General features: G+C 71.5%; 25 protein-coding genes and 1 riboswitch. Of the genes, 14 read left to right on the plus strand and 11 right to left on the minus strand.

All coding sequences use genetic code 11. The features are described from left to right. Positions 1-93 precede the first annotated feature (93 nt). Both ACFV6X_RS17540 and ACFV6X_RS17545 read left to right on the plus strand, forming a co-directional pair. Positions 94-474: a hypothetical protein gene (locus ACFV6X_RS17540; protein WP_385384094.1), complete on the plus strand. Its 381-nt coding sequence runs from the start codon at positions 94-96 to the stop codon at positions 472-474. Positions 475-653: 179 nt separating this feature from the next. Further along, positions 654-3269 carry a SpoIIE family protein phosphatase gene (locus ACFV6X_RS17545; RefSeq protein ID WP_385384097.1) on the plus strand — a complete coding sequence of 872 codons (2616 nt, stop codon included), beginning with the start codon at positions 654-656 and terminating at the stop codon, positions 3267-3269. A 118-nt stretch (positions 3270-3387) separates the two neighbouring features. Here the strand turns inward: ACFV6X_RS17545 and ACFV6X_RS17550 are convergent, their stop codons facing one another. Next, entirely contained in the window at positions 3388-3738 is a 351-nt protein-coding gene (locus ACFV6X_RS17550; protein WP_365447725.1) for a helix-turn-helix domain-containing protein, read from the minus strand. 131 nt (positions 3739-3869) lie between these two features. Here ACFV6X_RS17550 and ACFV6X_RS17555 point away from each other — a divergent pair, with 131 nt between their 5' ends. The 3 genes from ACFV6X_RS17555 (at position 3870) to ACFV6X_RS17565 (ending at position 5877) form a co-directional block, all read left to right on the plus strand. Beyond that, on the plus strand, positions 3870-4544 hold the full coding sequence (locus tag ACFV6X_RS17555) for an ANTAR domain-containing protein (protein WP_385384100.1): 675 nt from the start codon (positions 3870-3872) through the stop codon (positions 4542-4544). Between the two features lie 100 nt (positions 4545-4644). Then, a complete protein-coding gene (locus ACFV6X_RS17560; protein WP_385384164.1) occupies positions 4645-5313 on the plus strand; it encodes a TetR family transcriptional regulator in 669 nt (222 codons plus the stop codon). A 150-nt stretch (positions 5314-5463) separates the two neighbouring features. Then, on the plus strand, positions 5464-5877 hold the full coding sequence (locus ACFV6X_RS17565; RefSeq protein ID WP_365447721.1) for a zinc ribbon domain-containing protein: 414 nt from the start codon (positions 5464-5466) through the stop codon (positions 5875-5877). 34 nt (positions 5878-5911) lie between these two features. On the opposite strand, the gene ACFV6X_RS17570 is transcribed toward ACFV6X_RS17565, so the two are convergent. Together ACFV6X_RS17570 and ACFV6X_RS17575 are read right to left on the minus strand one after the other, a co-directional pair. Next, positions 5912-6289, minus strand: coding sequence for a PPOX class F420-dependent oxidoreductase (locus ACFV6X_RS17570; RefSeq protein ID WP_385384103.1), 378 nt, complete (start codon positions 6287-6289; stop codon positions 5912-5914). 25 nt (positions 6290-6314) lie between these two features. Continuing rightward, entirely contained in the window at positions 6315-7493 is a 1179-nt protein-coding gene (locus ACFV6X_RS17575; protein WP_385384106.1) for a MalY/PatB family protein, read from the minus strand. 157 nt (positions 7494-7650) lie between these two features. Here ACFV6X_RS17575 and ACFV6X_RS17580 point away from each other — a divergent pair, with 157 nt between their 5' ends. Both ACFV6X_RS17580 and ACFV6X_RS17585 read left to right on the plus strand, forming a co-directional pair. Then, complete coding sequence (locus tag ACFV6X_RS17580) at positions 7651-8481, plus strand: SAM-dependent methyltransferase (RefSeq protein ID WP_365447715.1); 831 nt, start codon at positions 7651-7653, stop codon at positions 8479-8481. Positions 8482-8600: 119 nt separating this feature from the next. Beyond that, positions 8601-9956, plus strand: coding sequence for a S1 family peptidase (locus tag ACFV6X_RS17585; RefSeq protein ID WP_385384109.1), 1356 nt, complete (start codon positions 8601-8603; stop codon positions 9954-9956). Between the two features lie 48 nt (positions 9957-10004). On the opposite strand, the gene ACFV6X_RS17590 is transcribed toward ACFV6X_RS17585, so the two are convergent. Both ACFV6X_RS17590 and ACFV6X_RS17595 read right to left on the minus strand, forming a co-directional pair. Then, positions 10005-10190, minus strand: a complete 186-nt coding sequence (locus ACFV6X_RS17590) for a hypothetical protein (protein ID WP_385384111.1) — start codon at positions 10188-10190, stop codon at positions 10005-10007. A 100-nt stretch (positions 10191-10290) separates the two neighbouring features. Beyond that, the gene (locus ACFV6X_RS17595) at positions 10291-11451 is read right to left on the minus strand and encodes an ROK family protein (protein ID WP_385384114.1); all 1161 of its coding nucleotides are present in this window, start codon (positions 11449-11451) and stop codon (positions 10291-10293) included. A gap of 169 nt (positions 11452-11620) precedes the next feature. Here ACFV6X_RS17595 and ACFV6X_RS17600 point away from each other — a divergent pair, with 169 nt between their 5' ends. Genes ACFV6X_RS17600 through ACFV6X_RS17615 form a run of 4 tightly spaced genes read left to right on the plus strand, consistent with a single transcriptional unit; the run spans position 11621 to position 16037 of the window. Continuing rightward, a complete protein-coding gene (locus ACFV6X_RS17600) occupies positions 11621-12517 on the plus strand; it encodes a carbohydrate ABC transporter permease (protein ID WP_385384117.1) in 897 nt (298 codons plus the stop codon). Between the two features lie 31 nt (positions 12518-12548). Next, complete coding sequence (locus tag ACFV6X_RS17605) at positions 12549-13463, plus strand: carbohydrate ABC transporter permease (protein WP_385384119.1); 915 nt, start codon at positions 12549-12551, stop codon at positions 13461-13463. A 10-nt stretch (positions 13464-13473) separates the two neighbouring features. Beyond that, a complete protein-coding gene (locus ACFV6X_RS17610) occupies positions 13474-14820 on the plus strand; it encodes an ABC transporter substrate-binding protein (RefSeq protein WP_385384122.1) in 1347 nt (448 codons plus the stop codon). Positions 14821-14834: 14 nt separating this feature from the next. After that, positions 14835-16037 (plus strand): Gfo/Idh/MocA family protein, encoded by a 1203-nt coding sequence (locus ACFV6X_RS17615; RefSeq protein ID WP_385384125.1) that lies wholly within the window; start codon positions 14835-14837, stop codon positions 16035-16037. A gap of 26 nt (positions 16038-16063) precedes the next feature. On the opposite strand, the gene ACFV6X_RS17620 is transcribed toward ACFV6X_RS17615, so the two are convergent. From ACFV6X_RS17620 to ACFV6X_RS17640, 5 genes are all read right to left on the minus strand, one after another. Beyond that, the gene (locus ACFV6X_RS17620) at positions 16064-16759 is read right to left on the minus strand and encodes a L,D-transpeptidase family protein (protein WP_385384127.1); all 696 of its coding nucleotides are present in this window, start codon (positions 16757-16759) and stop codon (positions 16064-16066) included. Between the two features lie 155 nt (positions 16760-16914). After that, positions 16915-17706: an SDR family NAD(P)-dependent oxidoreductase gene (locus ACFV6X_RS17625; protein ID WP_385384129.1), complete on the minus strand. Its 792-nt coding sequence runs from the start codon at positions 17704-17706 to the stop codon at positions 16915-16917. Positions 17707-17780: 74 nt separating this feature from the next. Further along, complete coding sequence (locus tag ACFV6X_RS17630; RefSeq protein ID WP_385384132.1) at positions 17781-18695, minus strand: SDR family oxidoreductase; 915 nt, start codon at positions 18693-18695, stop codon at positions 17781-17783. A 109-nt stretch (positions 18696-18804) separates the two neighbouring features. After that, positions 18805-19434, minus strand: coding sequence for an MBL fold metallo-hydrolase (locus ACFV6X_RS17635; RefSeq protein ID WP_385384135.1), 630 nt, complete (start codon positions 19432-19434; stop codon positions 18805-18807). Next, positions 19434-20522 (minus strand): S-(hydroxymethyl)mycothiol dehydrogenase, encoded by a 1089-nt coding sequence (locus tag ACFV6X_RS17640; RefSeq protein ID WP_385384138.1) that lies wholly within the window; start codon positions 20520-20522, stop codon positions 19434-19436. Before ACFV6X_RS17640 ends, ACFV6X_RS17635 begins: the two co-directional genes overlap by 1 nt. A gap of 217 nt (positions 20523-20739) precedes the next feature. On the opposite strand from ACFV6X_RS17640, the gene ACFV6X_RS17645 reads away from it, so the two are divergent. Then, positions 20740-22494 carry an ABC transporter ATP-binding protein gene (locus ACFV6X_RS17645; RefSeq protein WP_385384141.1) on the plus strand — a complete coding sequence of 585 codons (1755 nt, stop codon included), beginning with the start codon at positions 20740-20742 and terminating at the stop codon, positions 22492-22494. 18 nt (positions 22495-22512) lie between these two features. Here the strand turns inward: ACFV6X_RS17645 and ACFV6X_RS17650 are convergent, their stop codons facing one another. Beyond that, entirely contained in the window at positions 22513-22806 is a 294-nt protein-coding gene (locus ACFV6X_RS17650; protein WP_385384144.1) for a hypothetical protein, read from the minus strand. A gap of 169 nt (positions 22807-22975) precedes the next feature. Here ACFV6X_RS17650 and ACFV6X_RS17655 point away from each other — a divergent pair, with 169 nt between their 5' ends. Beyond that, positions 22976-23341 (plus strand): nuclear transport factor 2 family protein, encoded by a 366-nt coding sequence (locus ACFV6X_RS17655; protein ID WP_385384146.1) that lies wholly within the window; start codon positions 22976-22978, stop codon positions 23339-23341. A gap of 52 nt (positions 23342-23393) precedes the next feature. Further along, a riboswitch (ZMP/ZTP riboswitch) is annotated at positions 23394-23478 on the plus strand. A 22-nt stretch (positions 23479-23500) separates the two neighbouring features. Beyond that, complete coding sequence (locus tag ACFV6X_RS17660) at positions 23501-24352, plus strand: bifunctional 5,10-methylenetetrahydrofolate dehydrogenase/5,10-methenyltetrahydrofolate cyclohydrolase (protein WP_385384149.1); 852 nt, start codon at positions 23501-23503, stop codon at positions 24350-24352. Positions 24353-24465 lie beyond the last annotated feature (113 nt).

The following is a 24465-nucleotide window of genomic DNA, read 5'->3' on the forward strand; positions in this document are numbered from 1 at the left end:
AGGGGCGGTCCCGGCTATCCCCTAGGCCGGGACCGCCCCACCACCGCGGACCACCATCGCGGACCACCTCCGCACCGCAGCACACCGGAAGCGATGATCATGCCCCTGACGTCCATGCGCACCAGCCCGGACTGGCCCTGCCAGGTCAAGACCCCTGGCAGCTACGACTGGGAGCGCTCGGCGGCCAAGTGGCTGCGCGAGCTGGTACCGGCCCGGTACGCCGGCTACCCGGCGCTGATCCGCCACCCCGTGCTGCTCGCCCGGCACGCGCAGATCCAGGTCCAGCAGGAGATCCGGGTCGCCCGGACCGCCCTGCAGACCGCCCGCGCCGATCTGCCGCGGCTGGGTATGCCGGAGTCGGTCATCGAGCACACGATCAAGCTGTACGCCGCCGAGGCGCTGCAACTCCAGCACATCGCGCGCAGCGTACGGGCGGTCACCGACGCGCTGGTGGAGTACAACTCGGGCCGCTGAAAGGCGCTTTCGGGCGCGCTCCCGGAACTCGCCCCGACCTGGCGTGCGCCCGCCAGCACACCATGTGCTCCCTTTCCCCGGACAGGCACCGTCGGCCATGGCCACGGCTTGCCCTTTCGAGTGGATTCCCTCCGGACGACCTTGCGCTCTCAGGGGGGTCCCTGTGCGATGCTCGACCCGTGACGAGCGACCCCGCGATCCCGGCGGAGAACGGCACCGGGTCCCACACGATCGCACCGGCCGGCGTGGCACCCGGACGGCGCTCCGAGCTGGAGCGACTGCGGGACCTGGCGGCGACCTCCGCCGTGCTGGAGCGGGCCAAGGGCGCGGTCATGGCGCTCACCGGATGCTCGGCGGAGACGGCACACGAGGAACTCCTCGGACGCGCGAGGGCCGGCGGCCGGACGCTGATCGAGGAATGCCGGATCACCCTCGGCGGCGACTCGTCCACCCGGACGGTCCCGGCCCAGGAAGGCCCGAGGCCGAGGCCGAGAACCCCGGACGAGCGGGGCACCTCCGTACCCGAGCAGCCGGACGCCTTTGTTCCGGACCAGCCGGACACCCCTGGATCCGACCAGCCGGACACCTCAGCCCCGGACGAGCCGGACACCCTTGTCCCCGACCAGCCGGACACCCCTGTACCCGGCGGCCTGAACGCCGACGTCGCTGACGTCCCTGTCGGCCGAGACATCCCCGCTCCCGACGCATCGGCCACCCCCACCCCCGCCCCGCCCGACGCCCCCCTCCCAGGCCCCGCCCGCGACCCCGCCGACGACGTCTCCACGCCCCTGGGCCGGGTGGGCGCGGCGCTCGCCGGGGTTCGTACTCCGCAGGAGCTTGCCGGATGCCTGCTGGAGCATCTCGCCGACACCGTCGGCGCCGACGCGATCATGATCTTCGCCCGGCTTCCCGCCGACGGTCTCGAACTGGTCGGGCACGCGGGCATCGACGCCACCCTGGCCGCACAGTGGGGCCATGTGCCGCCGCTGACCGGCGTCGCCGCACTGGAGACGCTGCGCAACCGCGAGGCGCGCTGGCTGGAGGACCTCCCGGCGGACCGGACGCGGTTCCTGCTCATCGGGAACCCGCCCGAGCGCTGGCGGTCGCGTGCCTGGCTGCCCGTCGACGCCGCCGAGATCTCCATCGGCGTCCTGCGCACCCACCCCGGCCCGTTCACACCCCGCACCCGCGACCATCTGCGGGCCGTCGTCCGGCTGTGCGCGAGCCGGCTGCGGGCGTTCGACGCAGCCCCGGAACCCGCCGCCGACGGCTTCGCCCAGACCGTCCAGACGGTGCTCGACACCCTGCCCGGCGCGGCGATGCTGCTCACCCCGCTGCGCGCCCCCTCGGGCGACGTCGAGGACTACCGCATCGACGCGGTCACCCCGGAGGCCGTCGACGTCGTCGGGCGCACCGGCCGTGAACTGGTCGGACTGCGCATCCTGGAGTGCTGGCCGCCGATCGCCGACGAGTCGCTGTGGCAGCGGTGCCAGGACGTGCTCGGCGCCGGAAAGCCGTACGAGGGCGAGCCGTTCGCGCAGCAGGACGTGGTGGCCGGCGGCGCCGAACTGTCCACCTACTCCGTCCGCGTGGCACGGCTGGGCGAGGGCCTCGTCGTCAGCTGGGTCCGGCACGACCCGCCGGACCGCCAGGAGCAGCGGCTGGCGGACGTACAGCGGCTCGGCAACCTCGGCTGGGCCAGCTGGAACCTGCCTACCGGCGACGTCACCTGGGCCGACCAGGTCTTCACCGTCCTCGACCGCGACCCCGCGGACGGCCCGGTGCGGCTCCCCGATCTGCCCGGCCTCGCGGTGCCGGAGGACGTACCGGTCCTGAACCGCGCCATCAGGGCACTGGTGCACGAAGGGCGGCCGGTCGACGTACCGTTCCGGATCCGGACGGCGCGTGGCGTGCGTCATCTGCGGACCGTCGCCGAGGCGGTGGCCGACCCGCACGGCACGCCCGTCGAGGTGCACGGCTTCCTCCAGGACCTCACGGCGCGGCGCAACGCCGAACTGGCCCTGGTGGAGAGCGAACGGGAGAACCTCACCCAGCACGGAGCGCTCCAGGCCGAACGGGCGCTGGCCGCCCGGCTCCAGCACGCGCTCCTGCCCCTGCCGGACAAGCCGCTGCAACTGGCCGGACTGCGGGTCGAGGTGACGTACCTGCCCGCTCAGTCGGGCATCCACGTCGGCGGCGACTGGTACAGCGCCATCGAACTGCCTGACGGCACCGCCCTGTTCGTGGTGGGCGACGTCGCCGGTCACGGCATGGACGCGGTCGCCACGATGGCCCAGCTCCGGTTCACCGCAAAAGGAATGGTCATCACCGGCTCCTCCCTGACGGGCGCCCTCAGCCGGCTCAACACCCTGCTGCTGCACTCCCGCGACCCGCACGGCACGGCGACCATGGTGCTGGCCCACTACCACCCGGACGAGCGCCGGCTGGTATGGGCCCAGGCCGGACATCCCCCGCCGCTGCGCTTGCGCGCCGGTGAGGTACAACGGCTCGGCCGGCCCGGCGGGATGCTGCTCGGCGCGAGCACCACGCCGGTCTTCGAGCAGGCCGAGACCCGACTGGAGCCCGGCGACCGGCTGTTGTTCTACACGGACGGTCTGGTGGAGCGCACGTCGGAGGCCATCGACCTCGGCATCGAGCGGCTGGCGCGGGCCCTCGTCACACACCACACCGACGAGCCCGGCTCACTCGGCCCGCTGCTCGCGGCCGTGCTGGAGGAGGACCGGCGCGACGACGTCTGCGTGGTGGACATCCGCGTGCCGGCCGACTGCGCCTAGCCACGTCCGTCGCGGGTGATCCCCTGCACGCAGGACATCTGCGTCTCAGCTGTCACATGCGCGTCAGCCCCGTGGTGCGTGTCAGCCCTCGGTCGTGCGTGTCAGCCTGTCGTAGGTGTCAACCCTCGCGGGCCGACGCCCCGCTGTCCGCGGGCTCCCGGCCGCGGTCTGCCTCGTCCTGCGCGAGCAGGGCGAGCAGCGCGGCCACGGTCAGTCCCGCCTCGGCCGGGTGCCGCAGCACCTTGCTCGGCTCGATGCGGTACGTGTTGCCCCGCCCCTCACGCCGGTGGGACAGATAGCCGGCCTGCTCCAGGTCGGCGATGATCTTCTGCACGGCTCGCTCGGTGAGCCTGCAGTGCGCCGCGATGTCGCGTACGCGGGCGGTGTGATCATCGGCGATGGCGGCCAGCACCCGGGCGTGGTTGGTGAGGAAGGTCCATCCGGTGTGCGGCTCAGGGACTTCACTCATGGGGCCATCATAGGACCGAGGTTTCCCGTATTCAAAAACGCGAACTAGATTTCATGTATCTCTTGACGTATCCCGGTGTGAGGACGACCCTGATGGAGACGGCAGGCAGGAGTTTCGAAGGAGTGTCGGCCATGCCGGAGCCTGCGTATCCCACGCAGTCCGCCACCCCCGCGGCCCCGAGGCCCGGGCCACTGTCGGTCGCCGTGCGGCCCGACGACGTCCGCTCGGTCGTGACGGTGCGCGGGGAGCTGGACCTGCACGCGGCCGATGATCTGCGCGCCGCCCTGCGTGACGCGCTGAAGTCCGCGGCCAAGGGCATCGACCTCGATCTGCGAGGCGTGACCTTCTGCGACTGCTCCGCCCTCAACGTCCTGCTCGTCCTCCGCGAACAGGCCCTCGCCGAGGAGAAGACGGTGACGATCCAGGCCCTCAGTCCCGTCGCCGAGCGGCTCCTCACCCTCACAGGCACGCTGCCCCAGTTCACCGAGGCCGCCGACGAGGACGACGACCACGATCTCGGGGTGGAGGTCGTCCAGCTGCGCCGGGCCATGCAGACCCGGCCGACCATCGATCTGGCCCGCGGGGTCCTGATGGCCACCTTCGGGCTGAGCCCGCAGGACGCGTGGCACGTGCTGGTGATGGTCTCGCAGAACACCAACACCAAGCTCCATCTGCTCGCCCAGGACCTGGTGACGGCCGTGCGCGGACAACCGCTGCCCGACGCGATACAGCGCCAGGTGTCCGCGGCCGTGAGCCGGCTGGCCGGGTCCGGCGACCGGGGAGCGCCGGACGACGAGGACGCGTAGCGGTACCGCGGGGGGCACTCAGTTCCCCACCGGGGCAGCACCGAGTGCCATCGGGGCGGGTTCAGGTGTTACGTTCCGTCCCATGAGCGCGAAACCGCCCATGCGCGAGGCCCTGGTCGCGGCGGCCTTCCAGCTGTTCCTGGAGCGGGGCTACGAACAGACCACCGTGGACGACATCGTGGCCCTCGCGGGCGTGGGGCGGCGGTCGTTCTTCCGGTACTTCCCGTCCAAGGAGGACGTGGTCTTCCCCGACCACGAGCGGTGCCTGGCCGACATGACGGCCTTCCTCTCGACCGGCGGCGAGGGCGACGAGCCGGTGGGCCGGGTCTGCGACGCGGCCCGGCTGGTGCTGCGGATGTACGCCGAGAACCCGGCCTTCTCCGTGCAGCGCTACCGGCTCACCAGGAAGGTGCCGGGCCTGCGCGCGTACGAGCTGTCCGTGGTGTGGCGTTACGAGCGCGCCCTCGCCGACTACCTGCGCGGCCGCTTCGCGGGCCTCCGCGACGGCACCCTGCGGGCGGACGTGATCGCGGCCGCCGTGGTCGCGGCGCACAACAACGGGCTGCGGTCCTGGCTGCGTTCGGACGGAAAGGGTGACGCGGCCGCCGCGGTGGACCACGCCCTGGGCATGGTGCAGGGCGCCTTCGGCGCCGGGCCCACGTCCCCGGCGCCGGAGCGGTCCGAGGACGTGGTGGTGGTCGTCTCGCGGCGCGGCGCTCCGCTGTGGCGGGTGGTGCAGGAGATCGAGACGACGCTCGGGCCGGCCTGACCACTCGGGATTTCAGGGTACGGAGTGCCTTTACTAGTGGCACTCAGTGCCATACGCTGTGCCCGTGCACGGTGGCACGGCAAGCCGCGCACGGGCGTGCGCACGGCGTCGCGCACGCGGATTTCCGGCCGAGCGCAGGGAGTTGACAGCGTGTACCACCACTCAGGGACCGTCGCTCAGCAGGCATCCGGCTCCGCCGCGGGCGTCCTCGACCGCCGCCCCCAGGACCAGGAGGCCCTTCACTTCCAGCGGTGCGCCTGGTGCGGCACCGCCATGTACCACCGGCTGCTCTGCCCGGTCTGCCAGGGCAGCGACCTGCGCACCGAGCGCAGCGAGGGCACCGGCACGGTGCGCCACACGACGGTGGTGCACCGCAACACGCCCGCCGCGCGCAACGTGTCCCTCATCGAGATGGCCGAGGGTTTCGTCGTGCGGGGCCGGGTGATGGGCCCGCTCATCGGCATCCACAGCGGCGACCGCGTGCGGCTGTCCACCGCCAAGGACCCGGTGCGGGGCGAGCCGGTGTTCCAGCTGCTCGACGAGCCGTACCGGGCCTGGACCTGACGGGCCGCGCCGGTGGCCGGGGCGCCGGGCGTCCCTAGCCGTTCACGGTCACGCGGATCCCGACCGTGCCCTCCGCTCCGCGCCGCAGCCGGCTGCCGAGGAGCGTGAGGCGGCCGACGACGCCGTACTTGCGGGCGATGAGCTTGCGGTAGCGGGCCGTGGTCTCCGCGTCGGTGATTGCGGCGGTGCCCGGGACCTGCTCACCGGTCGGGTTGCCGCGCAGGTCGCAGGGGCCCACGAGGACGTCGGAGCGGCGCCTGATCCGCTTGACCTTCCAGGAGTCGGCGACCGTCCAGACCCCGAGCGCGTCGCCGTCGTCGACGACCCAGACGGGCGTGGGGACCGGCGTGCCGTCCTTGCGGTAGCTGGTGATCAGCAGGTACTTGCCGGCTCCGAGCCGTGTGGCGTCCATGGCCGGAAGTGTAGGCATGCCGCCCTCACTTCAGCGCGGCCGCCATCCGCCGTACCGCCTCCGTGATGATCTCGGGCGTGGTGGCCAGGTTCAGCCGTACGTGCCCGGCGCCGCCCGTCCCGAACGGCAGGCCGGAGTTGAGGGCCACCCGGCCCCGCCGCAGGAAGACCTCGGCCGGGTCGTCGCCCAGGCCGAGGGCTCGGCAGTCCAGCCAGGCGAGGTAGGTGGCGTCACCGGGGCGGTAGGCCACGGTCGGCAGCTGCCCGGCCAGCGACTCGGCGAGCAGGCGCCGGTTCTCGTCGAGGCCCGCGAGCAGGGCGTCCAGCCAGGCGGTGCCGTCGCGCAGCGCGGCGGTGTGCGCGAGTACGCCGAGGTGACTGGGGCCGTGACCGACCTCTTCGGGCAGCAGGGCGAGGTCGGCGGCCGACTCGGGGCCCGCGACCGCGAGGGCCGCCTTGATGCCGGCGAGGTTCCAGGCCTTGGAGGCGGACATCAGCGACAGACCGCTGCCGCCGCCCGGCACGCTGAGGTACGGCACGAAGTCCGTGTCGCCGACGACCAGCGGGGCGTGGATCTCGTCGGCGACGACACGCACGCCGTACTCTCCGGCGAGGCGGGCGACGGCGGACAGCTCCTCGGCGGTGTGCACGGTCCCGGTCGGGTTGTGCGGGCTGCACAGCAGATACGCCGCCCGGCGCCCGCCCGCCACGGCCTGCCGGAAGGAGTCCTCCAGGACCCCGAAGTCGATCCGCAGGTCCGGGCTGAGGGGCGCCTCGGCCACCCGGCGGTCCATGTGCGTGACGAACTGGAAGAACGGCGGATACACGGGCGGGTTGACCACCACGGCGTCCCCCGGCCCGGTCACCAGTCTGAGCATCTCGACCACGCCGAGCATCACGTCGGGCACGATCGCGGTGCGCCCCACGTCGAGCCCGGACCAGCCCCACCGCTTCTCGGCGAAGCCGGCCAGCGCCTCTGCGTAGGCGGTCCCCGCCGGGTAGCCGGTGTCGCCGAGCGCGAGCGCGTCGGTGAGGGCACGGACGACGGGTGGGGCGAGGGGCACGTCCATCTCCGCCACCCACAGCGGCAGTACGTCGTCGGGGTAGGTGCGCCACTTCATGCTCGTACGGCGCCGTAGCTGATCGAGGTCCAGTGCGCGCAGGGGGTTCGGTTCACCGGACGGTCCGTGCGGGTTCCTGGTCATGGGCACACGATAGGCGCCCGCGGGACGCGCGCACGGGCACGCGGGCACCGAAAACGCGCAAGGCCCGGCAAAGATCAATTCATCGGTCTAGATTGCGTCTTGACACCGCACGGGGCGTCTTCCCGCCCTGCACCAGGCACCCCCAGGAGCTGATTCCGTGACCGAGAACCCGCCAGCCGCGGACGGTTTGGCCCAATCACTGCGCGAGCGCATCAACACGTCCCAGCCGCACACGGCCCGCATCTGGAACTACTGGCTCGGCGGCAAGGACAACTACGAGGTCGACCGGGCGGCCGGTGACCAGATCCGTCAACTGCACCCGGGCATCGGCGAGTACGCCCGGGCGGACCGCCTGTTCCTGGGCCGCGCCGTGCGGCACCTGGTCTCCGACCTGGGCATCCGCCAGTTCCTGGACGTCGGCACCGGCCTGCCCACCGCCGACAACACCCACGAGGTCGCCCAGAGGATCGCTCCGGACGCCCGGATCGTGTACGTGGACAACGATCCGCTCGTCCTCGCGCACGCCCGCGCGCTGCTCACCAGCACGCCGGAGGGCCGCACCGACTACCTCGACGAGGACCTGCGCAACGTCGACGCGATCCTCGAACACGCCGCGAAGACGCTGGACCTCACGCGGCCCGTGGCGCTGATACTGCTCGGCGTCGTCATCTTCCTGCGCGACGACGAGGACCCGTACGGCGTGGTCCGGCGGCTGATGGACGCGCTGCCTCCGGGCAGCCACCTGGTGCTGTCGCACACCATCACCTCGCCGTCGATGCCGGACGTGGACGAGGCGGTGAAGTTCTGGAACGAACACGGCACCCCGAAGCTGACCCAGCGCACGCCCGAGGCTCTGACGGGCTTCTTCGACGGCCTCGATCTGCTGGAGCCGGGGGTCGTGTCGTGTTCGCGCTGGCGTCCGGAGGCCGGTGACGGCGCCGAACCGGAGGAGGTCGCGATGTTCGGCGGGGTGGCCCGCAAGAACTGAGCCGGCCGCCCCCTGGGATGAACGCTGCCGGACCCCGGCACGTATGGAGAGAGGGCGCTCGACGACCCGGGTGCCCCGCGGTGCGGTCGCGCCGCGTGTTCGGGGTTCGGGAGCCATGCATGAGGCACGTACGACGACGGATCGTCCGGCGGGTGACACGGCTGGCGTCAGTCGGCGGGATCGTCCTCGGGGCGGCGATGGTCACGCAGGCGGTCGCGAGCGAACCTCCTGCCGCCGCGCCCCGGGTCCTCGCCGAGGACGCCGGCCCCGGCCTCGGCCAGGACACCGGCGCCGGCCTCGTCGAGCGGCTCGGCTCCTCCCGTTCGGCGGGCAGCTGGATCGACGACGAGGGGCGGCCGGTCGTCGCGGTCACCGACGACGAGGCGGCCGCCGAGGTCCGCAGGGCGGGCGCGACGGCGAAGCTCGTGCGGCACAGCATGCGCGAGCTCAAGTCCGCCACGCAGCGGTTGGGTTCGGCACCGCGCGTGACGGGCACGGCGTGGATGATGGACTACCGCTCGAACGAGGTGGTGGTACGAGGTGACAGCACCGTCTCCGCCGGCGACTGGTCCGAGCTGACCGACCTCGCGGACGGCATGGGCGACTTCGTCCGCATGGAGCGCGCGGAGGGCACCTTCACCACCCGGATCAACGGCGCCCTGCCGATCCTGTCCACCGCCGGACGCTGTTCGGCGGGCTTCAACGTCACCGACGGGAAGACCGACTTCATCCTCACGGCCGGGCACTGCGGCCCCAACGGCTCGGTCTGGTTCGCGGACAACCGGGGTGACCAGCCGGTGGGCCGGACCGTCGCCGGCAGCTTCCCGGGCAACGACTACTCCCTCGTGCAGTACAGCGGCGGGCGGGCGGGCGAGGGCGCGGGCGTCGTGGCGATCGGTGACGGACAGGGCGTGCAGATCACGGGCGTGGGCGAGCCGTCCGTGGGGCAGCGGGTGTTCCGCAGCGGCAGCAGCAGCGGATTGCGCGACGGCGAGGTGACCGCGCTCAACGCCACGGTGAACTACCCCGAGGGCACGGTCTCCGGCCTCATCGAGACGAACGTGTGCGCCGAGCCGGGGGACAGCGGCGGGCCGATGTTCTCCGAGGGGATCGCCCTCGGCGTGACCTCGGGCGGCAGCGGGGACTGCCGGGCGGGCGGCACGACCTACTTCCAGCCGCTGCCGCAGGCGCTGTCCGCGCTCGGCGTCCAGCTGATCGCGTCGGGCCCGCAGAACGGGCAGGGCGCTGCTCCGGCGCCGTCGGGCCCCCAGAGCGCGGCGGCGCCGGGGACGTCGACGCCGATCTCCGCGGAGGCGGGCAGGGAGTTGCTGGCCCGGCTGGCGGACCCGAGGAACGTCGGGCCCGGTCTGCTGGTCGTCGGGGGCAGTCTGATCGCGCTGGTGGCCACGCGGTGGATCCGTACGGAACAGGACCGCAAGGCCTACCAGCGCTATTACTCGGCCACGTGGGGCTGACGGAGAGGTCCGGGGGCCGGAAGGTGCACGGGGCCCGTCACGAGCGGGTCAGGCGGCCTGCGCCGGCTGCGGCGCCGCGGCGGCCCACTCCAGGACGAGGCGCTGGTACACCTCGCGCTGCTCGGTGCTCAGTGTCCCGCCCGACCGGCGCCACAGCGCCCGGATCTCCTCGTTGACCTCCGCGGCCGATCGCTCGGTGGCGGCTTCAACACTGGTGGACATGCCGTGAAGCATACGGCGCCCCAAGTGAAGGCGATGTGAGTAATCGCGAGCTAATCTGACATATCGGGCCGTGTCGCTGATCACGTCCATGTCCCCGAACGAGCCCGGCAGTTCAGGCGTCCGCCGTGCCCAGCACCAGGACCTGGATGGCCAGGACGGCGGCACCGCGGGCCCAGTCGTGGAAGTCGGACCTCCTGGTCTCCAGGTCGACCGGAGTGGCCAGCGGATGCCGTCGGCCGCGGATCGTCTCCTCCACCGTGTTCCTCGCCACATCCATCAGTCCGACCCCCTCTCCGGCGAGCAGGATCTTCTGCGGCATGGCGAAGTTGGCGATGTGGGCGAGGAGGATGCCGAGGGCGCGGGCGGCCTCGGCGACCACCCGGGCGGGCATGGCCTCCCCGGCGGCGGCGAGGCCGAGGATCTCCTCGTAGGTGTGGTCGCGCCCGGTGGCGGCCCGGATCTGGTAGCGAATGCTGGGGATGGTCAGCAGCGAGACCGCGCTGCCGCGCTCGCCGTCGGGGGTGAGCGGCCCGTTCGGGTCGAGGATCCAGCGCCGGCCGAAGGCCCGGTCCTCCCCCTCGGACGGCACCCGTCTGCCGCCCAGCACCAGCCCGTAGCCGACGCCGGCGCCGATGGTGAGCACCACGAACCGGTCCAGGCCGCGCCCGGCGCCGAACCACGTCTCGGCCTCGACGAGGGCGGCCACGTCGTTCTCGACGACCACCGGCAACCCGGTGCGCTCCTCGACGAGCGCGGCGAGAGGAATGTCACGCCAGTCGAGGAACGGCGACTCCCCCACCACGGCCCGGTCCTGCACGAATCCGCCCACCCCGATGCCGATCCCGGCGAGCCCCGGGTGGCTGGGGGCGAGTTCGCCCGCCATCAGCGCGAGCAGGTCGGCCACGCCACCGGGGTCGTGCGTGGTCAGGGGGCGGTCGTGGCGCGCGACGATCTCGCTCCTGAGGGTGGTGACGACGCCGTAGACCATGTCCTCGGTGACCTTGAAGCCGAGGAAGGACCTGGACTCGGCCACCACGTCCAGCGGCTGCGAGGGCCTGCCCTGCCTGCTCTCGCCCGCCGCGCACCCGTCGGGGGACTCGATCAGCAGGCCCGACTCGATCAGCGGCTTGGTCAGCCGGGTGAGGCTGCCGGCGGAGAGATCCAGACGCCGGGCGAGCTCCGCGCGCGAGAGCGGGCCATTGACGAGCACCTCGATCGCCACCGAGCGTTCACCCGGACTCAGCGGCAGCCAGCTGGCGGAACCTGCGGTCATGTAGGTCAGACTCCCACGCTTTGTTTCTTTTGCTCCTGAAGTAATGAATCCACTCTAGAGCCCCGACTGCCGCCTTCAGAAGATCTCTGCAGACCTCTTGACGGGGAGATTCTTCCGGCTCAAAAGTAAGTGGCCCCAGGACGAGCCGCCACAGCCGAGGAGCCTGCCCATGTCCGTCGCCTCCAGCAGTCCGCCGACGCCCCGGGGGGACGGGCGTCTCGCGGCCGTGTTCCTCGCGCCCGCCCTGCTGGGCTTCCTGGTCTTCCTGCTGTGGCCCACGCTGCGGGGCGTGTATCTGAGCTTCACCCGGTTCAACCTGCTGACGCCGGCGGAGTGGGTGGGCCTCGACAACTACGTCCGTATGGTCAAGGACCCCATCTTCTGGGACTCGTTGCGGACCACCGTCGTGTACGTGGTGGTCAACATCGGTGTGCAGACCGTCTCCGCGCTCGCGATCGCCGTGCTGCTGCAACGCCTGACCCAGTCGGCGACGCTGCGCGGCATCGTGCTCACGCCCTATCTGATGTCGAACGTCGTCGCGGGCATCGTCTGGCTCTGGATCCTGGACACCCAGCTGGGCATCGGCAACGAGATCGTCACGGCCCTCGGCGCCGACCGGATCCCGTTCCTCACCGACGAGACCTCGGCGATCCCGACGCTCGCGCTGATCAACGTGTGGCGGCACGTGGGCTACACCGCGCTGCTGCTGTTCGCCGGCCTCCAGGCCATCCCGGGCCACCTGTACGAGGCCGCGAAGGTGGACGGCGCCGGCGAGCGGCGGATGTTCTGGCGGATCACGCTGCCGCTGCTGCGCCCGGTCCTGGCCGTCGTGCTGATCATGACGGTGATCGGTTCGTTCCAGGTGTTCGACACGGTCGCCGTGACGACCATGGGCGGCCCGGCCAATGCCACCAACGTCCTTCAGTACTACATCTACGGGTCCGCCTTCGGCCGCTTCCAGTTCGGCTACGCCTCCGCGATGTCCGTGGCCCTGCTGATCGTCCTGGCCGCCATCACCGTCCTGCAGTACCGGCTCACCCGGGCCGGCCGGACCGACCTCGGCTGACGGACCGGCTGACGGAAGGGAGAGAGACGACATGACTGCCGTCGCGACGACGACCGTACGGCGGGCGAGGCGCAGGCCTTCCCTCGGGCGGGTGGTGGCCTGGGCGGTGATGGCCGCGATCGTGCTCATCACGCTGCTGCCGTTCTACTGGATCCTGCGCACCGCGCTGTCCACCAACACCGGGCTCGCCGCGCAGCCCGCCGACCCCCTGCCGGCCGACTTCACCACCGGCGGTTTCGAGCGGGCGCTCGGCCTGCAGTCGACCGAGGAGGCGATCGCGCAGGGCGGTTCGGGCGGCGGGCTGGCGTTCTGGCGCTATCTGCTCAACTCGGTGCTGGTCTCCACGCTGATCACCGGGTGCCAGATCTTCTTCTCGGCGATGGCCGCGTACGCCTTCTCCCGGCTGCGCTGGCGTGGCAGGGACACCGTGTTCGGGCTGTTCCTGGCCGGGCTGATGGTGCCGACGATCTTCACCCTGCTGCCGAATTTCGTGCTCATCAAGGAACTCGGCCTGGTGGACACGCTGTTGGGGATCGCGCTGCCGACGATGTTCATGACGCCGTTCGCAGTGTTCTTCCTGCGCCAGTTCTTCATGAACATCCCCCGCGAGGTGGAGGAGGCGGCTCTCCTCGACGGCGCCGGGAAGGTCCGCGTCTTCTTCCGGGTCCTGCTGCCGATGGCGTCCGCGCCGGTCCTGACGCTGGCCGTGCTGACGTACATCACCTCCTGGAACGACTACTTCTGGCCGCTGATGGTGTCCTACAGCGACAGCTCTCGCGTGCTGTCCGTCGCGCTGGCCGTGTTCCGCGCGCAGACGCCGCAGACCGGCACCGACTGGTCGGGGCTGATGGCGGCGACGCTGATCGCGGCGCTTCCGATGCTGGTGCTGTTCGGGCTGTTCGCCCGTCGCATCGTCGGCTCCATCGGCTTCACCGGGATCAAGTGAGGGAACTGCCATGCGATTTCGTACGGTCTTCACGGCGCTGGCCGGTGCCGTGGCGCTGTCCCTGGTGACCGGGTGCGCGCAGAGCGGCTCCTCGGGGCCGGCGGGGAACACGGTGACGTACTGGCTCTGGGACGCCAATCAGCTGCCCGCCTACGAGGCCTGCGCCAAGGGCTTCGAGGAGCAGAACCCCGGTCTGGACGTCGAGATCACCCAGATGGGCTGGGACGACTACTGGACCAAGCTCACCGCGAGCTTCATCGCGGGCACCGAGCCGGACGTGTTCACCGACCACATGCAGAAGTTCGGCCAGTTCGCCGATCTGGACGTGCTCGAACCCCTCGACGACCTGGGCATCGAGGAGTCGGACTACCAGCCGGGACTCGCCGCCAACTGGATCGGCCAGGACGGGCGTCGCTACGGCGCCCCGAAGGACTGGGACACGGTCGCCCTCTTCTACAACAAGAAGCTCGCCGAGGACGCCGGGCTCACCGCCGCGCAACTGGGCGACCTGTCCTGGAACCCCGAGGACGGGGGCACCTTCGAGAAGGCCGTGGCCCGCCTCACCGTCGACAAGAACGGCAAGCGGGGCGACGAACCAAGCTTCGACAAGGACAACGTCGAGGTCTACGGGCTGGCCACGGGTGGCGCGGGCGACGGCGACGGACAGACGCAGTGGAGCCCGTTCACCGCGTCGGCCGGCTGGAGCTACACGGACGAGAAGCGCTGGGGCAGCGCGTACCAGTACGACAGCGAGACCTTCCAGTCTGTCGTCGACTGGTACTTCGGCCTGGCGAGGAAGGGCTATCTCGCGCCGTTCGCGGACTGGAGCAACAACGCCAACCCGCCCAACGCGCAGATCGCCGCCGGCAAGGCCGCGGCCGCCTTCGACGGCGCCTGGATGATCTCCACCTACTACGGCGCGAAGGGCCTGGACGTCGGCACCGCCGTCACTCCGCAGGGCCCGACCGGCAAGCGGGCGACGATGATGAACGGCCTCGCCGACTCGATCACCAAGAACGCCCGCAACAAGGCGGGAGCCAAGAAGTGGGTCCGCTACCTGGCCTCGGACGAGTGCCAGCGGACCGTCGGCGACTACGGGATCGTCTTCCCGGCGACACCGGACGGCACCGAGGCCGCCGTCGCGGCGTACCGGAAGAAGGGCGTCGACGTCTCGGCCTTCACCGAACCGGTCGCAGGCGAGGGGGACTTCTCGACCTTCTCCTTCCCCGTCACCGACTACGCCGCAGACGTGTTCGCGCTGATGCGCCCCGCCATGCAGGACATCTACGCCAACGACGCTCCGGTGAGCGGCCTGGACCAGACCAACAGTCAGATCAATTTCCTCCTCGGCCAGTGAAAGGCATCCCTTACATGACGTTCTCCCTCGGCATCGTCGGCGCCGGGCAGTTCTCCGGACAGTTCGCGAAGCTTTTCCTCGCCCACCCCGGCGTCAGCGACGTCCACGTCACCGACCTGCTGCCCGAGCGGGCCGAGCAGTTGGCCGCCGCGGAAGGCCTGAGCGGCACCTTCCCGACGTACGAGGCCATGCTGGAGTCACCGGAGGTCGACGCGGTCGCGATCTTCACCCAGCGCTGGACGCACGGTCCGCTGGTGCTCCAGGGGCTGAACGCCGGCAAGCACGTCTACTCCGCGGTGCCGATGGCGATCGCCACGGAGGAGATAGCGGCGATCATCGACGCGGTCAAGGCGACCGGGCTGACGTACATGATGGGCGAGACCAGTCAGTACAACCCGGCGACCGTGCACGCCCGCGACCAGATCGCCAAGGGTGCCTTCGGCCGGATCTTCTACGCCGAGGGCGACTACGTCCACGACATGGATCTGGGGTTCTACGAAGCGTACCAGTACAGCGGCGGGGAGAACTGGAAGGCGACGGCGAGCTACCCGCCGCTGCTGTACCCGACGCACTCGGTGGGCGGTGTGCTGGGCGCCTGGCAGACGCACGCGGTGAGCGTGTCGGCGCTCGGGGTCGTGGACGAGCGGGGCGACGGCGTGTTCGACCGGTCGGTGAGCCAGTTCGACAACGACGTCTCGAACGCCACGGCGCTGTTCGAGGTCGCGGGCGGCGGTTCGTTCCGTACGAACGAGTTCCGGCGGGTGGGCTACCCGTCCCACATCAGGGAGTCCCGGTTCCGCTTCTTCGGCACGGAGGCGAGCATGGAGCAGCTCGCGACGGTGGCCCTCTGGCAGGACAAGTCGGGCGTCACCGACATTTCCGAACTGCTGGAGCCCAAGCAGACGATGTCCCCCGACGACCCGTCGCTCCAGCACATCGCGCCGGATCTGCGGGCGGCCTTCACCTCGGGTTCGGCGCCGGTGCACGACCGGTCCCGGCTGCCGCGCACGTTCGACCACCTCCACAACGGACACGAGGGCAGCCACCATTTCCTGGTGGACGACTTCGTGACGGCGGTCAACACGCGCTCACTGCCGTCCGTGAACGCCTGGGTGGCGGCCCGCTACACCCTGCCGGGCATCATCGCGCACGAGTCCGCGCGGCAGGGTGGCGTACGGCTGGAGATCCCGGACTTCGGCGACGCGCCGCAGGCCTGAGGCGCCGGGGTGGGCCGGGTGCCCCGTCAGGTGCCCGGCTTGCGCCCGTACACGTAGACGTCGTCGCCGTTCTTCAGCAGCGACCAGTACTTCTTCGCCGTGGTCTTGGTCATGTTGACGCAGCCGCGCGAGCCGGGCGGGTTCCACATGCTGACCCCGGCGGAGTGGAAGGCCTGGCCGCCGTCGAAGAACTGGGCATAGGGCATCGGGACGTCGTAGATGCTCGACACATGGTCGATGTTGCGCCAGTAGATCTTCTTCAGGCCGGTGCGGGTCTCGTAGCCGTTGCGGCCGGTGCGGACCGCGACGGGGCCGTGGACGAGCTTCTTGCCGTCCTGGATCCAGCTCAGTTGGAGCGAGAGGTTCACACAGGCGATACGGCCCTTGTTGACCGGGCACTTCCCGGCCTTGTTCGGGTTCTTGCCGACGGCCTTCTGCTTGTTCATGAGGTCCATCACGCCCCAGGTGACGGGCCCCGCGTAGCCGATGTTCGGTGTGATGCCGTGCTTGGTCTGGAACGCCTGGGTCGCCTTGCAGTCGGCGCTGGACTGCCTGCCGTCCACCGGGCGGCCCAGGAACTTCTCCACCTGCTTCTGGTACGGCCCGGTCTGCGTGGTGCAGCTCGCCGCCTGCGCCGGGGCTGCGCCCAGCGCCAGTGTGAGCGGCGCCACCAGCGCGGTGGTCCCCAGGACGACGGTCGCCCGTCTGCGAATCTCCCCCATGGGCTGGCCTTGTCTCTCGCATCGGATGCGCGTCTGCCGCGCGGTCTCTGCCTGCTAGACCGGTCAGGGGCGGATTCGGTTGTAGGCGCGGGCCGACCGCGACAAAACGGTGACATTCGGCGTGGAGGGGAGCGCGGCCGCCGGGCTCATGGGCGTCAGTCGCCGCGCCCCGTGAGCGTCGTGAAGCCGGTGTTCACGGCGGTGATCCCACCGTCGACGACCAGCGTCGTGCCGGTGATCCAGGACGCGTCCCGGGAGGCGAGGAAGGCCACGGCGGCGGCGATGTCCTCCGGCTCACCGACCCGGCCCAAGGGGTAGTGACGGCGGAGCGCGTCGAGTTCGCGGTCGCGGCCCTGCCACGCCGTGGTACGGACGGTGCCGGGGGCGACGAGGTTGACCCGGACTCCCCGCCCGGCGGCATGCCCGGCGAGGGTGCGGGTCAGCGAGCCGAGGCCGGCCTTGGCCGCGCTGTAGGCGTGGTTGCCGAAGTCCTGGAGGCCGTTCACCGAGCCGACGCAGACGACGGCGCCCCGCCCGGAGGCGGCCAGGTGCGGCAGTGCGGTCCGGCAGCAGCGGTACGCCCCGGTCAGGGTGACGTCCAGGTCACGCGCCCACCCCTCGTCCGTCTCCTCCTCGAAGAGCGGCGCGTCGGGATGGCAGCTGTAGGCGTTGTTGACCAGCACGTCGAGGGTGCCGAACGCGGCGACGGCCCGCGCGACGGCGCCCTCGACGGACGCCCGGTCCGCGACGTCGCAGGCGTGCGCCTGCGCCAGGAGCCCGTCGTCGCGCAACTGCCCGGCGGTCTTCTCGGCCGCCGCCGCGTCGACGTCGGTCACCAGGACGGCCGCGCCCTCCGCGGCGAGTCGCCGGGCGGTCGCGGCGCCGATGCCGCGGGCCGCGCCGGTGATCAGAACTCCGTACCCGTCGAAGCGCTTGGTGTCGGTCATGCGCAGACCGTACTGCCCGAGTGATCAACGGGGCAGGTACCGTGCACGGGCCGGTTTCCCGCCCCGTCCGCTCGTCACCGGTACCCGGTCGTGTCCGCCGGCTTGCCCGGGTCCTGGACCTCCACGAGGTAGCGCCAGGCGTCGGGGCGGCTGCCGTCGAGGTCGGTGAAGCCGTACTCCTGGGCGAGGGCGCCGCTGGAGAGGGACCGGCCGTTGAAGCGGGAGACCTCGGGGTCGGCGGCGAGGGCCGTGACGGCGCGGCCGACGTAGCGCGGGGTCTCCGAGATGGCGAAGTGCGGGACCTGGTCGAGGGCGTCGCGCCAGTTGTCCTCGCGGACGCCGAAGTGCTCCAGCATCATCTCCGAGCGGAGCCAGCCCGGGGTCAGCGCGAGCGCGGTGGCGCCGAGCGGACCCAGTTCGTGGCCCAGGGAGAAGGCCATGCGCAGCACGGCCGTCTTGGCGAGGTCGTAGAAGAAGTTGACCCGGTAGGTGTCGCGGTTGTAGTCGGCCGTGCCGTCGGTCATCTCCACGACCAGGCCGCCGGGACGGCGCAGCAGGAGGGGCAGGGCGTGGTGGCTGGTGATCGCGTGCGTCTCGACGGCGAGGCGGAGCAGCCGCAGCCCGTTGTCGAGGTCGTGCTCCCAGACGGCCTTGTCCCACTCGAAGAGCTTCTCGCCGCCCCAGATGTCGTTGACGAGGATGTCGAGGCGGCCCTGCTCACCGCCGACGCGGTCGACGAGGGCGCGGACCTGCCCCGGATCGAGGTGGTCGGTGGGCACGGCGACGCCGTGCCCACCCGCCTCGGTGACCAGGTCGGCGGTGTCCTCGAGGGTCTCGGGGCGGTTGTACTCGGAGCGGCGGACGCGGGTGCTGCGACCGGTGACGTAGACGGTGGCGCCGGCCGCGCCGAGTTCCACCGCGATCCCGCGGCCCGCTCCCCGGGTCGCTCCGGCGACCAGCGCGACCTTGCCCCGCAACGGCTGTGACATGTCCGACCTCCCGTGTGGCTGTTTCCCGGAGACGAGCCTCCCGCGAAAGCCGGACACCTTCTGTCACCTTTCCCGGCCGGTCACTCCGCTGTCCCGGCGGGAGCGGGCCTCAGTGGCCGCGCGCGATCCACTCCTGGAGGTGCGGGGCCTCCGCCCCGATGGTCGTGGGGTCGCCGTGGCCGGTGAGGACCTCGGTCTCGGGCGGAAGGGTGAGGAGCCGGTCGCGGATGGAGCCCATGATCGTCGGGAAGTGGGAGTACGAACGGCCGGTCGCGCCGGGACCGCCCTGGAAGAGGGTGTCGCCGGTGAAGACGACTCCCAGGCCCGGGTCGTACAGACAGACCGCGCCGGGAGCGTGCCCCGGTGTGTGCAGCACCCGCAGGTCGGCGCCGGCCGCCTCGATGACCTGCCCGTCGAGCAGCCCGGCGTCCGGCTCGCGGCCGGGGTGGGTCTGCTTCCACAGCGGCAGGTCGTCGTGGTGCAGCCAGATGACGGCTCCGGTGCGGTCGGCGAGCGCGGGCGCGGCGTTGACGTGGTCGTTGTGGGCGTGCGTGCACACGATGGCCTTCAGGCGGCGGTCCCCGACCGCCGCCTGAATCGCGTCGGCGTCGTGGGCGGCGTCGATGACGACGACCTCGTGGTCGTCGCCGACGAGCCACACGTTGTTGTCGACGTCCCAGGAGCCGCCGTCGAGGGTGAACTGCCCGGAGGTGACGAGGCGTTCGATGCGCGCGGCCATCACAGCACCACCACCGAGCGCAGGACGTCGCCCTGGTGCATCCGCTCGAAGGCCTTCTCCACCTCGTCGAGCTGGATCGTCTCGGTCACGAAGGCCTCCAGGTCCAGGCGCCCCTGCAGGTGCAGGTCGATCAGCATGGGGAAGTCCCGGGACGGCAGGCAGTCGCCGTACCAGGACGACTTCAGCGCGCCGCCGCGGCCGAACACGTCGAGGAAGGGCAGTTCGAGCTTCATCTCCGGGGTCGGCACACCGACCAGGACGACCGTGCCGGCCAGGTCCCGGGCGTAGAAGGCCTGCTTGTACGTCTCCGGGCGGCCGACCGCCTCGATGACGACGTCGGCGCCGAACCCGCCGGTCAGCTCGCGGATCGCCTCGACCGGGTCGGTGGCGGCCGAGTTGACGGTGTGGGTGGCGCCCATCGAGCGGGCGGTCTCCAGCTTGCGGTCGTCGATGTCGACGGCGATGATCCGCGCCGCTCCGGCCAGCTGCGACCCGGCGACGGCCGCGTCGCCGACGCCGCCGCAGCCGATGACGGCGACGGTGTCACCGCGGCCGACGTTGCCCGTGTTGATGGCGGCACCGAGGCCGGCCATCACACCGCAGCCGAGCAGTCCGGCCACCGCCGGGGAGACGGCCGGGTCGACCTTGGTGCACTGCCCGGCCGCGACCAGCGTCTTCTCGGCGAACGCGCCGATGCCGAGGGCCGGGACGAGTTCCTGGCCTGTGGCGGCGAGGGTCATCTTCTGCTCGGCGTTGTGGGTGTCGAAGCAGTACCAGGGCCGGCCACGCAGGCAGGCCCGGCAACGGCCGCACACCGCACGCCAGTTGAGGATCACGAAGTCACCGGGTGTCACGTCGGTGACCCCGTCCCCGACGGTCTCGACCACCCCGGCGGCCTCGTGGCCGAGCAGGAAGGGGAACTCGTCGGTGATGCCGCCCTGCTTGTAGTGCAGGTCGGTGTGGCAGACTCCGCAGGCCTGTACCCGCACCACGGCCTCTCCCGGCCCGGGGTCCGGTACGACGATCGTCTCGACCCGCACCGGCTCGTCACGCCCCGGTGCGATCACGCCGCGTACTTCCTGCGCCATGTGCTGGCCCCTTCCGTCTCCGCGCGTCCGTCCCGACATCCGACCCTACGCGTGACTGATCGGTAAGGGGACGGTTACGGGTGCGCGCCGCGCACGTCGCCGTCGGGCCCGCCGCCCGTCCGACGGCCCGGGCCGGTCATGACGTCCTGCCCGCACGTCGGTTGTCAGTGCTCCCCCGTAGTCTCTGAGCATCCCCTCGGACCCGTGAAGGAGCAGCGTGAGCATCGCAGAGACGGAGACCGCCCCGCCCCCGTGGCGCATGCTCCTGGGCTATGTGCGGCCCCACCGGTGGACGCTGTTCGTGGGCGCGCTGCTGTCGCTGGTCACCGGGGCCACCGGCCTGGCGTTGCCGCTGGTGGCGCGGGGGCTGATCGACGACCTCTCGCACGACCGGGCCATCACCGGTGCGTTGCTGGCCATGTCGGCCCTCGTCGTGGCCAACGCCGCGCTGGGCGCGCTCGGCGGGTACGTGCTCCAGCGCACCGCGGAGTCGGTGGCGCTCGGCGCGCGGCGGACCCTGTCGTCGTACCTGCTGCGGCTGCGGATATCCGCGGTCGACCGCAGCGAGCCAGGTGACCTGATGGCCCGCATCACCTCGGACACCACACTGCTGCGCGAGGTCACGACCGACTCCCTGGTCGGCCTCGGCACGGGCGGGCTCACGCTGGTGGCGACCGTGGTGATGATGGGCTTCGTCGACCCGGTGCTGCTCGGCGTCACGCTCGCCGTGGTGCTCGGCACGGGCATGGTTCTCGGCTTCATCGTGCCCCGCATCAACAAGGCCAGCCGCCGGGCACAGGACGCCGTCGGCGTGATGGGTGCCTCGCTGGAGCGGGTGCTGGGCGCGCTGCGCACGGTGAAGGCGTCCGGCGCCGAACACCGCGAGGAGCGGACGCTGCACGCGGCGGCCGAGGAGTCCTGGCGACAGAGCGTGCGGGCCGCCAAGTGGTCGGCGGCCGCGGGCAACACGGCCGGGCTGGCGATGCAGATCGCCTTCATCACGGTGCTCGCGGTCGGCGGCGCGCGGGTCGCGACCGGCGCCGTGGACATCGGCACGCTGGTCGCCTTCCTGCTGTACGTCTTCTACCTCATGTCGCCGATCCAGCAGGTCGTCGGCGCGATCACCCAGTACCAGACGGGGGCCGCCGCCCTGGCCCGGATCCAGGAGGCGCTGCGGCTGCCCGCCGAACCCCGGGCGACCGCCGCCTCGTTGCCGTCGGCCGGCGCGCCCCCGGCGGCGCTGGCCTTCGAGGACGTCCGCTTCCGCTACGCCGACGACCTGCCGTACGTCCACCACGGCGTGAGCTTCGAGGTGCCGGCGCAGGGCATGACGGCGTTCGTCGGCCCGTCCGGCGCGGGCAAGACGACGGTCTTCTCGCTCATCGAGCGGTTCTACGACCCGGAGTCGGGCGTGATCACGCTGGACGGGCGGGACCTCACGGAGTGGGAGCTGCCGCAGCTGCGCTCGGCGATCGGTTACGTCGAACAGGACGCGCCGGTGCTGTCGGGGTCGCTGCGCGACAACCTGCTGCTGGGCAATCCGGAGGCGGGCGACGACGCCCTCGCGCGGGTGCTGAAGACGACCCGGCTGGACGGGCTGGTCGAGCGGCTGCCGAAGGGAGTCGAGACGCTCGTCGGGCATCGCGGCACCAAGCTGTCGGGCGGGGAGCGTCAGCGGGTGGCGATCGCCCGCGCGCTGCTGCGCCGTCCGAGACTCCTGCTCCTCGACGAGGCGACCTCGCAGCTGGACGCGGTCAACGAGGCGGCGCTGCGCGACACCGTCGCCGACGTGGCCCGTACGACGACCGTGCTGGTCGTCGCGCACCGGCTGTCCACGGTGACGATGGCCGACCGGATCGTGGTGATGGACTCGGGCAAGGTCCGTGCGGTGGGCACGCACCGTGAACTCGTGACCGCCGACCCGCTGTACGCGGAGCTGGCGGCCACGCAGTTCCTCGCCACGGCCGGCTGACGGGCCGCGGCGGCAGGGTCAGCGGACGTCGGGGAGCAGTCCGGTGACGGGGGCCGCCATGTCGGTGATCTGGCGGAGCTGGTTGAGGTCGTTCAGCCGCTTCATCTGGGTCAGCTGCGCGGAGGGCCGCGGGAAGTCCTCCTTGTACTCGGCGGGGATGTCGCTGACGGTGAGGGAGTCGAGGAGGGCGACCGGGCTGAGTGCGCCGGCGCCCGGGGCGTCGGCCTCAGCGGCGCTCACCGACGGGGCGGCGAGTCCGGCGACACTGGCCGCGAGCCCAACGGCTGCGACGAAACGACGTGTTGAGATCATGCTTTCAGCAACGCGTACCGCCCCCGGCCGGACACGGTCGGCCCAGTCCCCTCACCCGTCAGGCGCAGCCCCTGCCGCGCTTGCCGGGGCCGACCGTGCGGAGGAGTCTCGTAGGAGAGGCTCCGCGCGGCCCGCCGCCCGCGGGCCGCGGCCCCCGAAGGAGGTCACGATGGGTACTGCGGCCAGTCCCGCCTTCGACGCCGAGACCCTGCGCCGGGCCGTGGAAGGCAATCCGAACACCCTCCTGTCGCTCTACGCCGACGACGCCGAGGTGCGCGTCGTGGACCACAACACGCAGCCCAGCCGTCCCCGGGTGCTGCACGGCCGGGACGCGATCAGCGCGATGCTCGACGACGTCTACAGCCGCGACATGACGCACAGGCTGGAGGAGTGCGTGGTCCAGGGAGACCGCGCGGCCTTCACCGAGTCCTGCGAGTACGCGGACGGCGTCCGGGTCCTGTCCGAGTCGATGCTCCGGCTGCGCGACGGCAAGATCACGGAACAGACCCTGATCCAGGCGTGGGACGAGGGGTAGCGGGACGGGGCAGCGGCGGGACGGAAGGTGCGGCACGGCCTCGGTTACGCTGTTCCGGGACCGTGACTGGCGCTGAGGTGGAGTACCACCGGGGAGCGGTCCACGCAGAGTCGATGCCGCGCGCCTGGGCGATCCGGTCGATCGACCCAGGAGTGGATCATGTCTCAGGCCCGGCTCATGGACGGTACGGCGCTCGCCCGGCGCATCGTCGAGGACACCGCGAAGCACGCCGCCGATATCACCGACCGCACGGGCACCGCCCCGTGCCTGGCGACGGTGCTGGTCGGCGAGGACCCCGCGTCCGTCACCTACGTCCGTATGAAGCAGAACCGCTGCCGCAAGGCCGGCATCACCTCCCGTCATGTGGTGCTGCCCGCGACCACGACCACCGCCGAACTCGTCGGCACGCTCAGGGCCCTGTCCGACGACCCCGAGGTGCACGGCATCCTGCTCCAGCACCCGGTCGGGGAGCACATCGACGAGCGGGCCGCGTTCGAGGCGATCGCGCCGGAGAAGGACGTCGACGGGGTCACCTTCGCGTCGTTCGCGACCATGAGCTTCGGCCTGCCGGGGTTCGTGTCCTGCACACCCGGCGGGATCATGCGGCTGCTCGACGAGTACGAGGTCGACCCGGCCGGGAAGCGGGCCGTGGTGATCGGCCGCAGCGCCATCCTCGGCAAGCCGGCCGGCATGCTGCTGCTCGCCCGGGACGCCACGGTGACGTACTGCCACTCCCGTACCCAAGATCTGTCGGCGGCCGTCCGGGAGGCGGACATCGTGGTCGCCGCCGTCGGGCGCCCACGTCTGATCCGGGGCGAGGACGTCAAGCCCGGCGCCGTCGTGATCGACGCCGGGTACAACGCGGGGAACGTCGGTGACGTCGACTTCGACCAGGCGGCCGAACGGGCCGCGCTGATCACCCCCGTGCCCGGTGGTGTCGGCCCGATGACGATCGCCACGCTGCTGGAACAGACGGTCGGCGCGGCCGGACGGCAGCTGGGCGTGGCCTGACGTCGGGGTGCCACCGGCGGGGGGGTGTCTCTATGTCCTTCGTCAAGGACGTGGTGCCTGGTATGCGGGTGTTTGCGATAGTCAGGCGGCGAGAGTGATGGTGGGGGTTCTGG

Source organism: Streptomyces sp. NPDC059861, from assembly GCF_042731435.1.
GTDB lineage: Bacteria > Actinomycetota > Actinomycetes > Streptomycetales > Streptomycetaceae > Streptomyces.

Bases quoted from the DNA above. Each gene is read 5' to 3' on its own strand.
- ACFV6X_RS17575 (WP_385384106.1), bottom strand. From the start codon at position 7,493: ATGACCAGGAACCCGCACGGACCGTCCGGTGAACCGAACCCCCTGCGC.
- ACFV6X_RS17600 (WP_385384117.1), top strand. From the start codon at position 11,621: ATGTCCGTCGCCTCCAGCAGTCCGCCGACGCCCCGGGGGGACGGGCGT.
- ACFV6X_RS17585 (WP_385384109.1), top strand. From the start codon at position 8,601: ATGAGGCACGTACGACGACGGATCGTCCGGCGGGTGACACGGCTGGCG.
- ACFV6X_RS17620 (WP_385384127.1), bottom strand. From the start codon at position 16,759: ATGGGGGAGATTCGCAGACGGGCGACCGTCGTCCTGGGGACCACCGCG.
- ACFV6X_RS17590 (WP_385384111.1), bottom strand. From the start codon at position 10,190: ATGCTTCACGGCATGTCCACCAGTGTTGAAGCCGCCACCGAGCGATCG.
- ACFV6X_RS17660 (WP_385384149.1), top strand. From the start codon at position 23,501: ATGTCTCAGGCCCGGCTCATGGACGGTACGGCGCTCGCCCGGCGCATC.
- ACFV6X_RS17615 (WP_385384125.1), top strand. From the start codon at position 14,835: ATGACGTTCTCCCTCGGCATCGTCGGCGCCGGGCAGTTCTCCGGACAG.
- ACFV6X_RS17560 (WP_385384164.1), top strand. From the start codon at position 4,645: ATGCGCGAGGCCCTGGTCGCGGCGGCCTTCCAGCTGTTCCTGGAGCGG.
- ACFV6X_RS17610 (WP_385384122.1), top strand. From the start codon at position 13,474: ATGCGATTTCGTACGGTCTTCACGGCGCTGGCCGGTGCCGTGGCGCTG.
- ACFV6X_RS17555 (WP_385384100.1), top strand. From the start codon at position 3,870: ATGCCGGAGCCTGCGTATCCCACGCAGTCCGCCACCCCCGCGGCCCCG.
- ACFV6X_RS17540 (WP_385384094.1), top strand. From the start codon at position 94: ATGATCATGCCCCTGACGTCCATGCGCACCAGCCCGGACTGGCCCTGC.
- ACFV6X_RS17640 (WP_385384138.1), bottom strand. From the start codon at position 20,522: ATGGCGCAGGAAGTACGCGGCGTGATCGCACCGGGGCGTGACGAGCCG.
- ACFV6X_RS17595 (WP_385384114.1), bottom strand. From the start codon at position 11,451: ATGACCGCAGGTTCCGCCAGCTGGCTGCCGCTGAGTCCGGGTGAACGC.
- ACFV6X_RS17625 (WP_385384129.1), bottom strand. From the start codon at position 17,706: ATGACCGACACCAAGCGCTTCGACGGGTACGGAGTTCTGATCACCGGC.
- ACFV6X_RS17650 (WP_385384144.1), bottom strand. From the start codon at position 22,806: ATGATCTCAACACGTCGTTTCGTCGCAGCCGTTGGGCTCGCGGCCAGT.
- ACFV6X_RS17655 (WP_385384146.1), top strand. From the start codon at position 22,976: ATGGGTACTGCGGCCAGTCCCGCCTTCGACGCCGAGACCCTGCGCCGG.
- ACFV6X_RS17550 (WP_365447725.1), bottom strand. From the start codon at position 3,738: ATGAGTGAAGTCCCTGAGCCGCACACCGGATGGACCTTCCTCACCAAC.
- ACFV6X_RS17630 (WP_385384132.1), bottom strand. From the start codon at position 18,695: ATGTCACAGCCGTTGCGGGGCAAGGTCGCGCTGGTCGCCGGAGCGACC.
- ACFV6X_RS17605 (WP_385384119.1), top strand. From the start codon at position 12,549: ATGACTGCCGTCGCGACGACGACCGTACGGCGGGCGAGGCGCAGGCCT.
- ACFV6X_RS17635 (WP_385384135.1), bottom strand. From the start codon at position 19,434: ATGGCCGCGCGCATCGAACGCCTCGTCACCTCCGGGCAGTTCACCCTC.
- ACFV6X_RS17570 (WP_385384103.1), bottom strand. From the start codon at position 6,289: ATGGACGCCACACGGCTCGGAGCCGGCAAGTACCTGCTGATCACCAGC.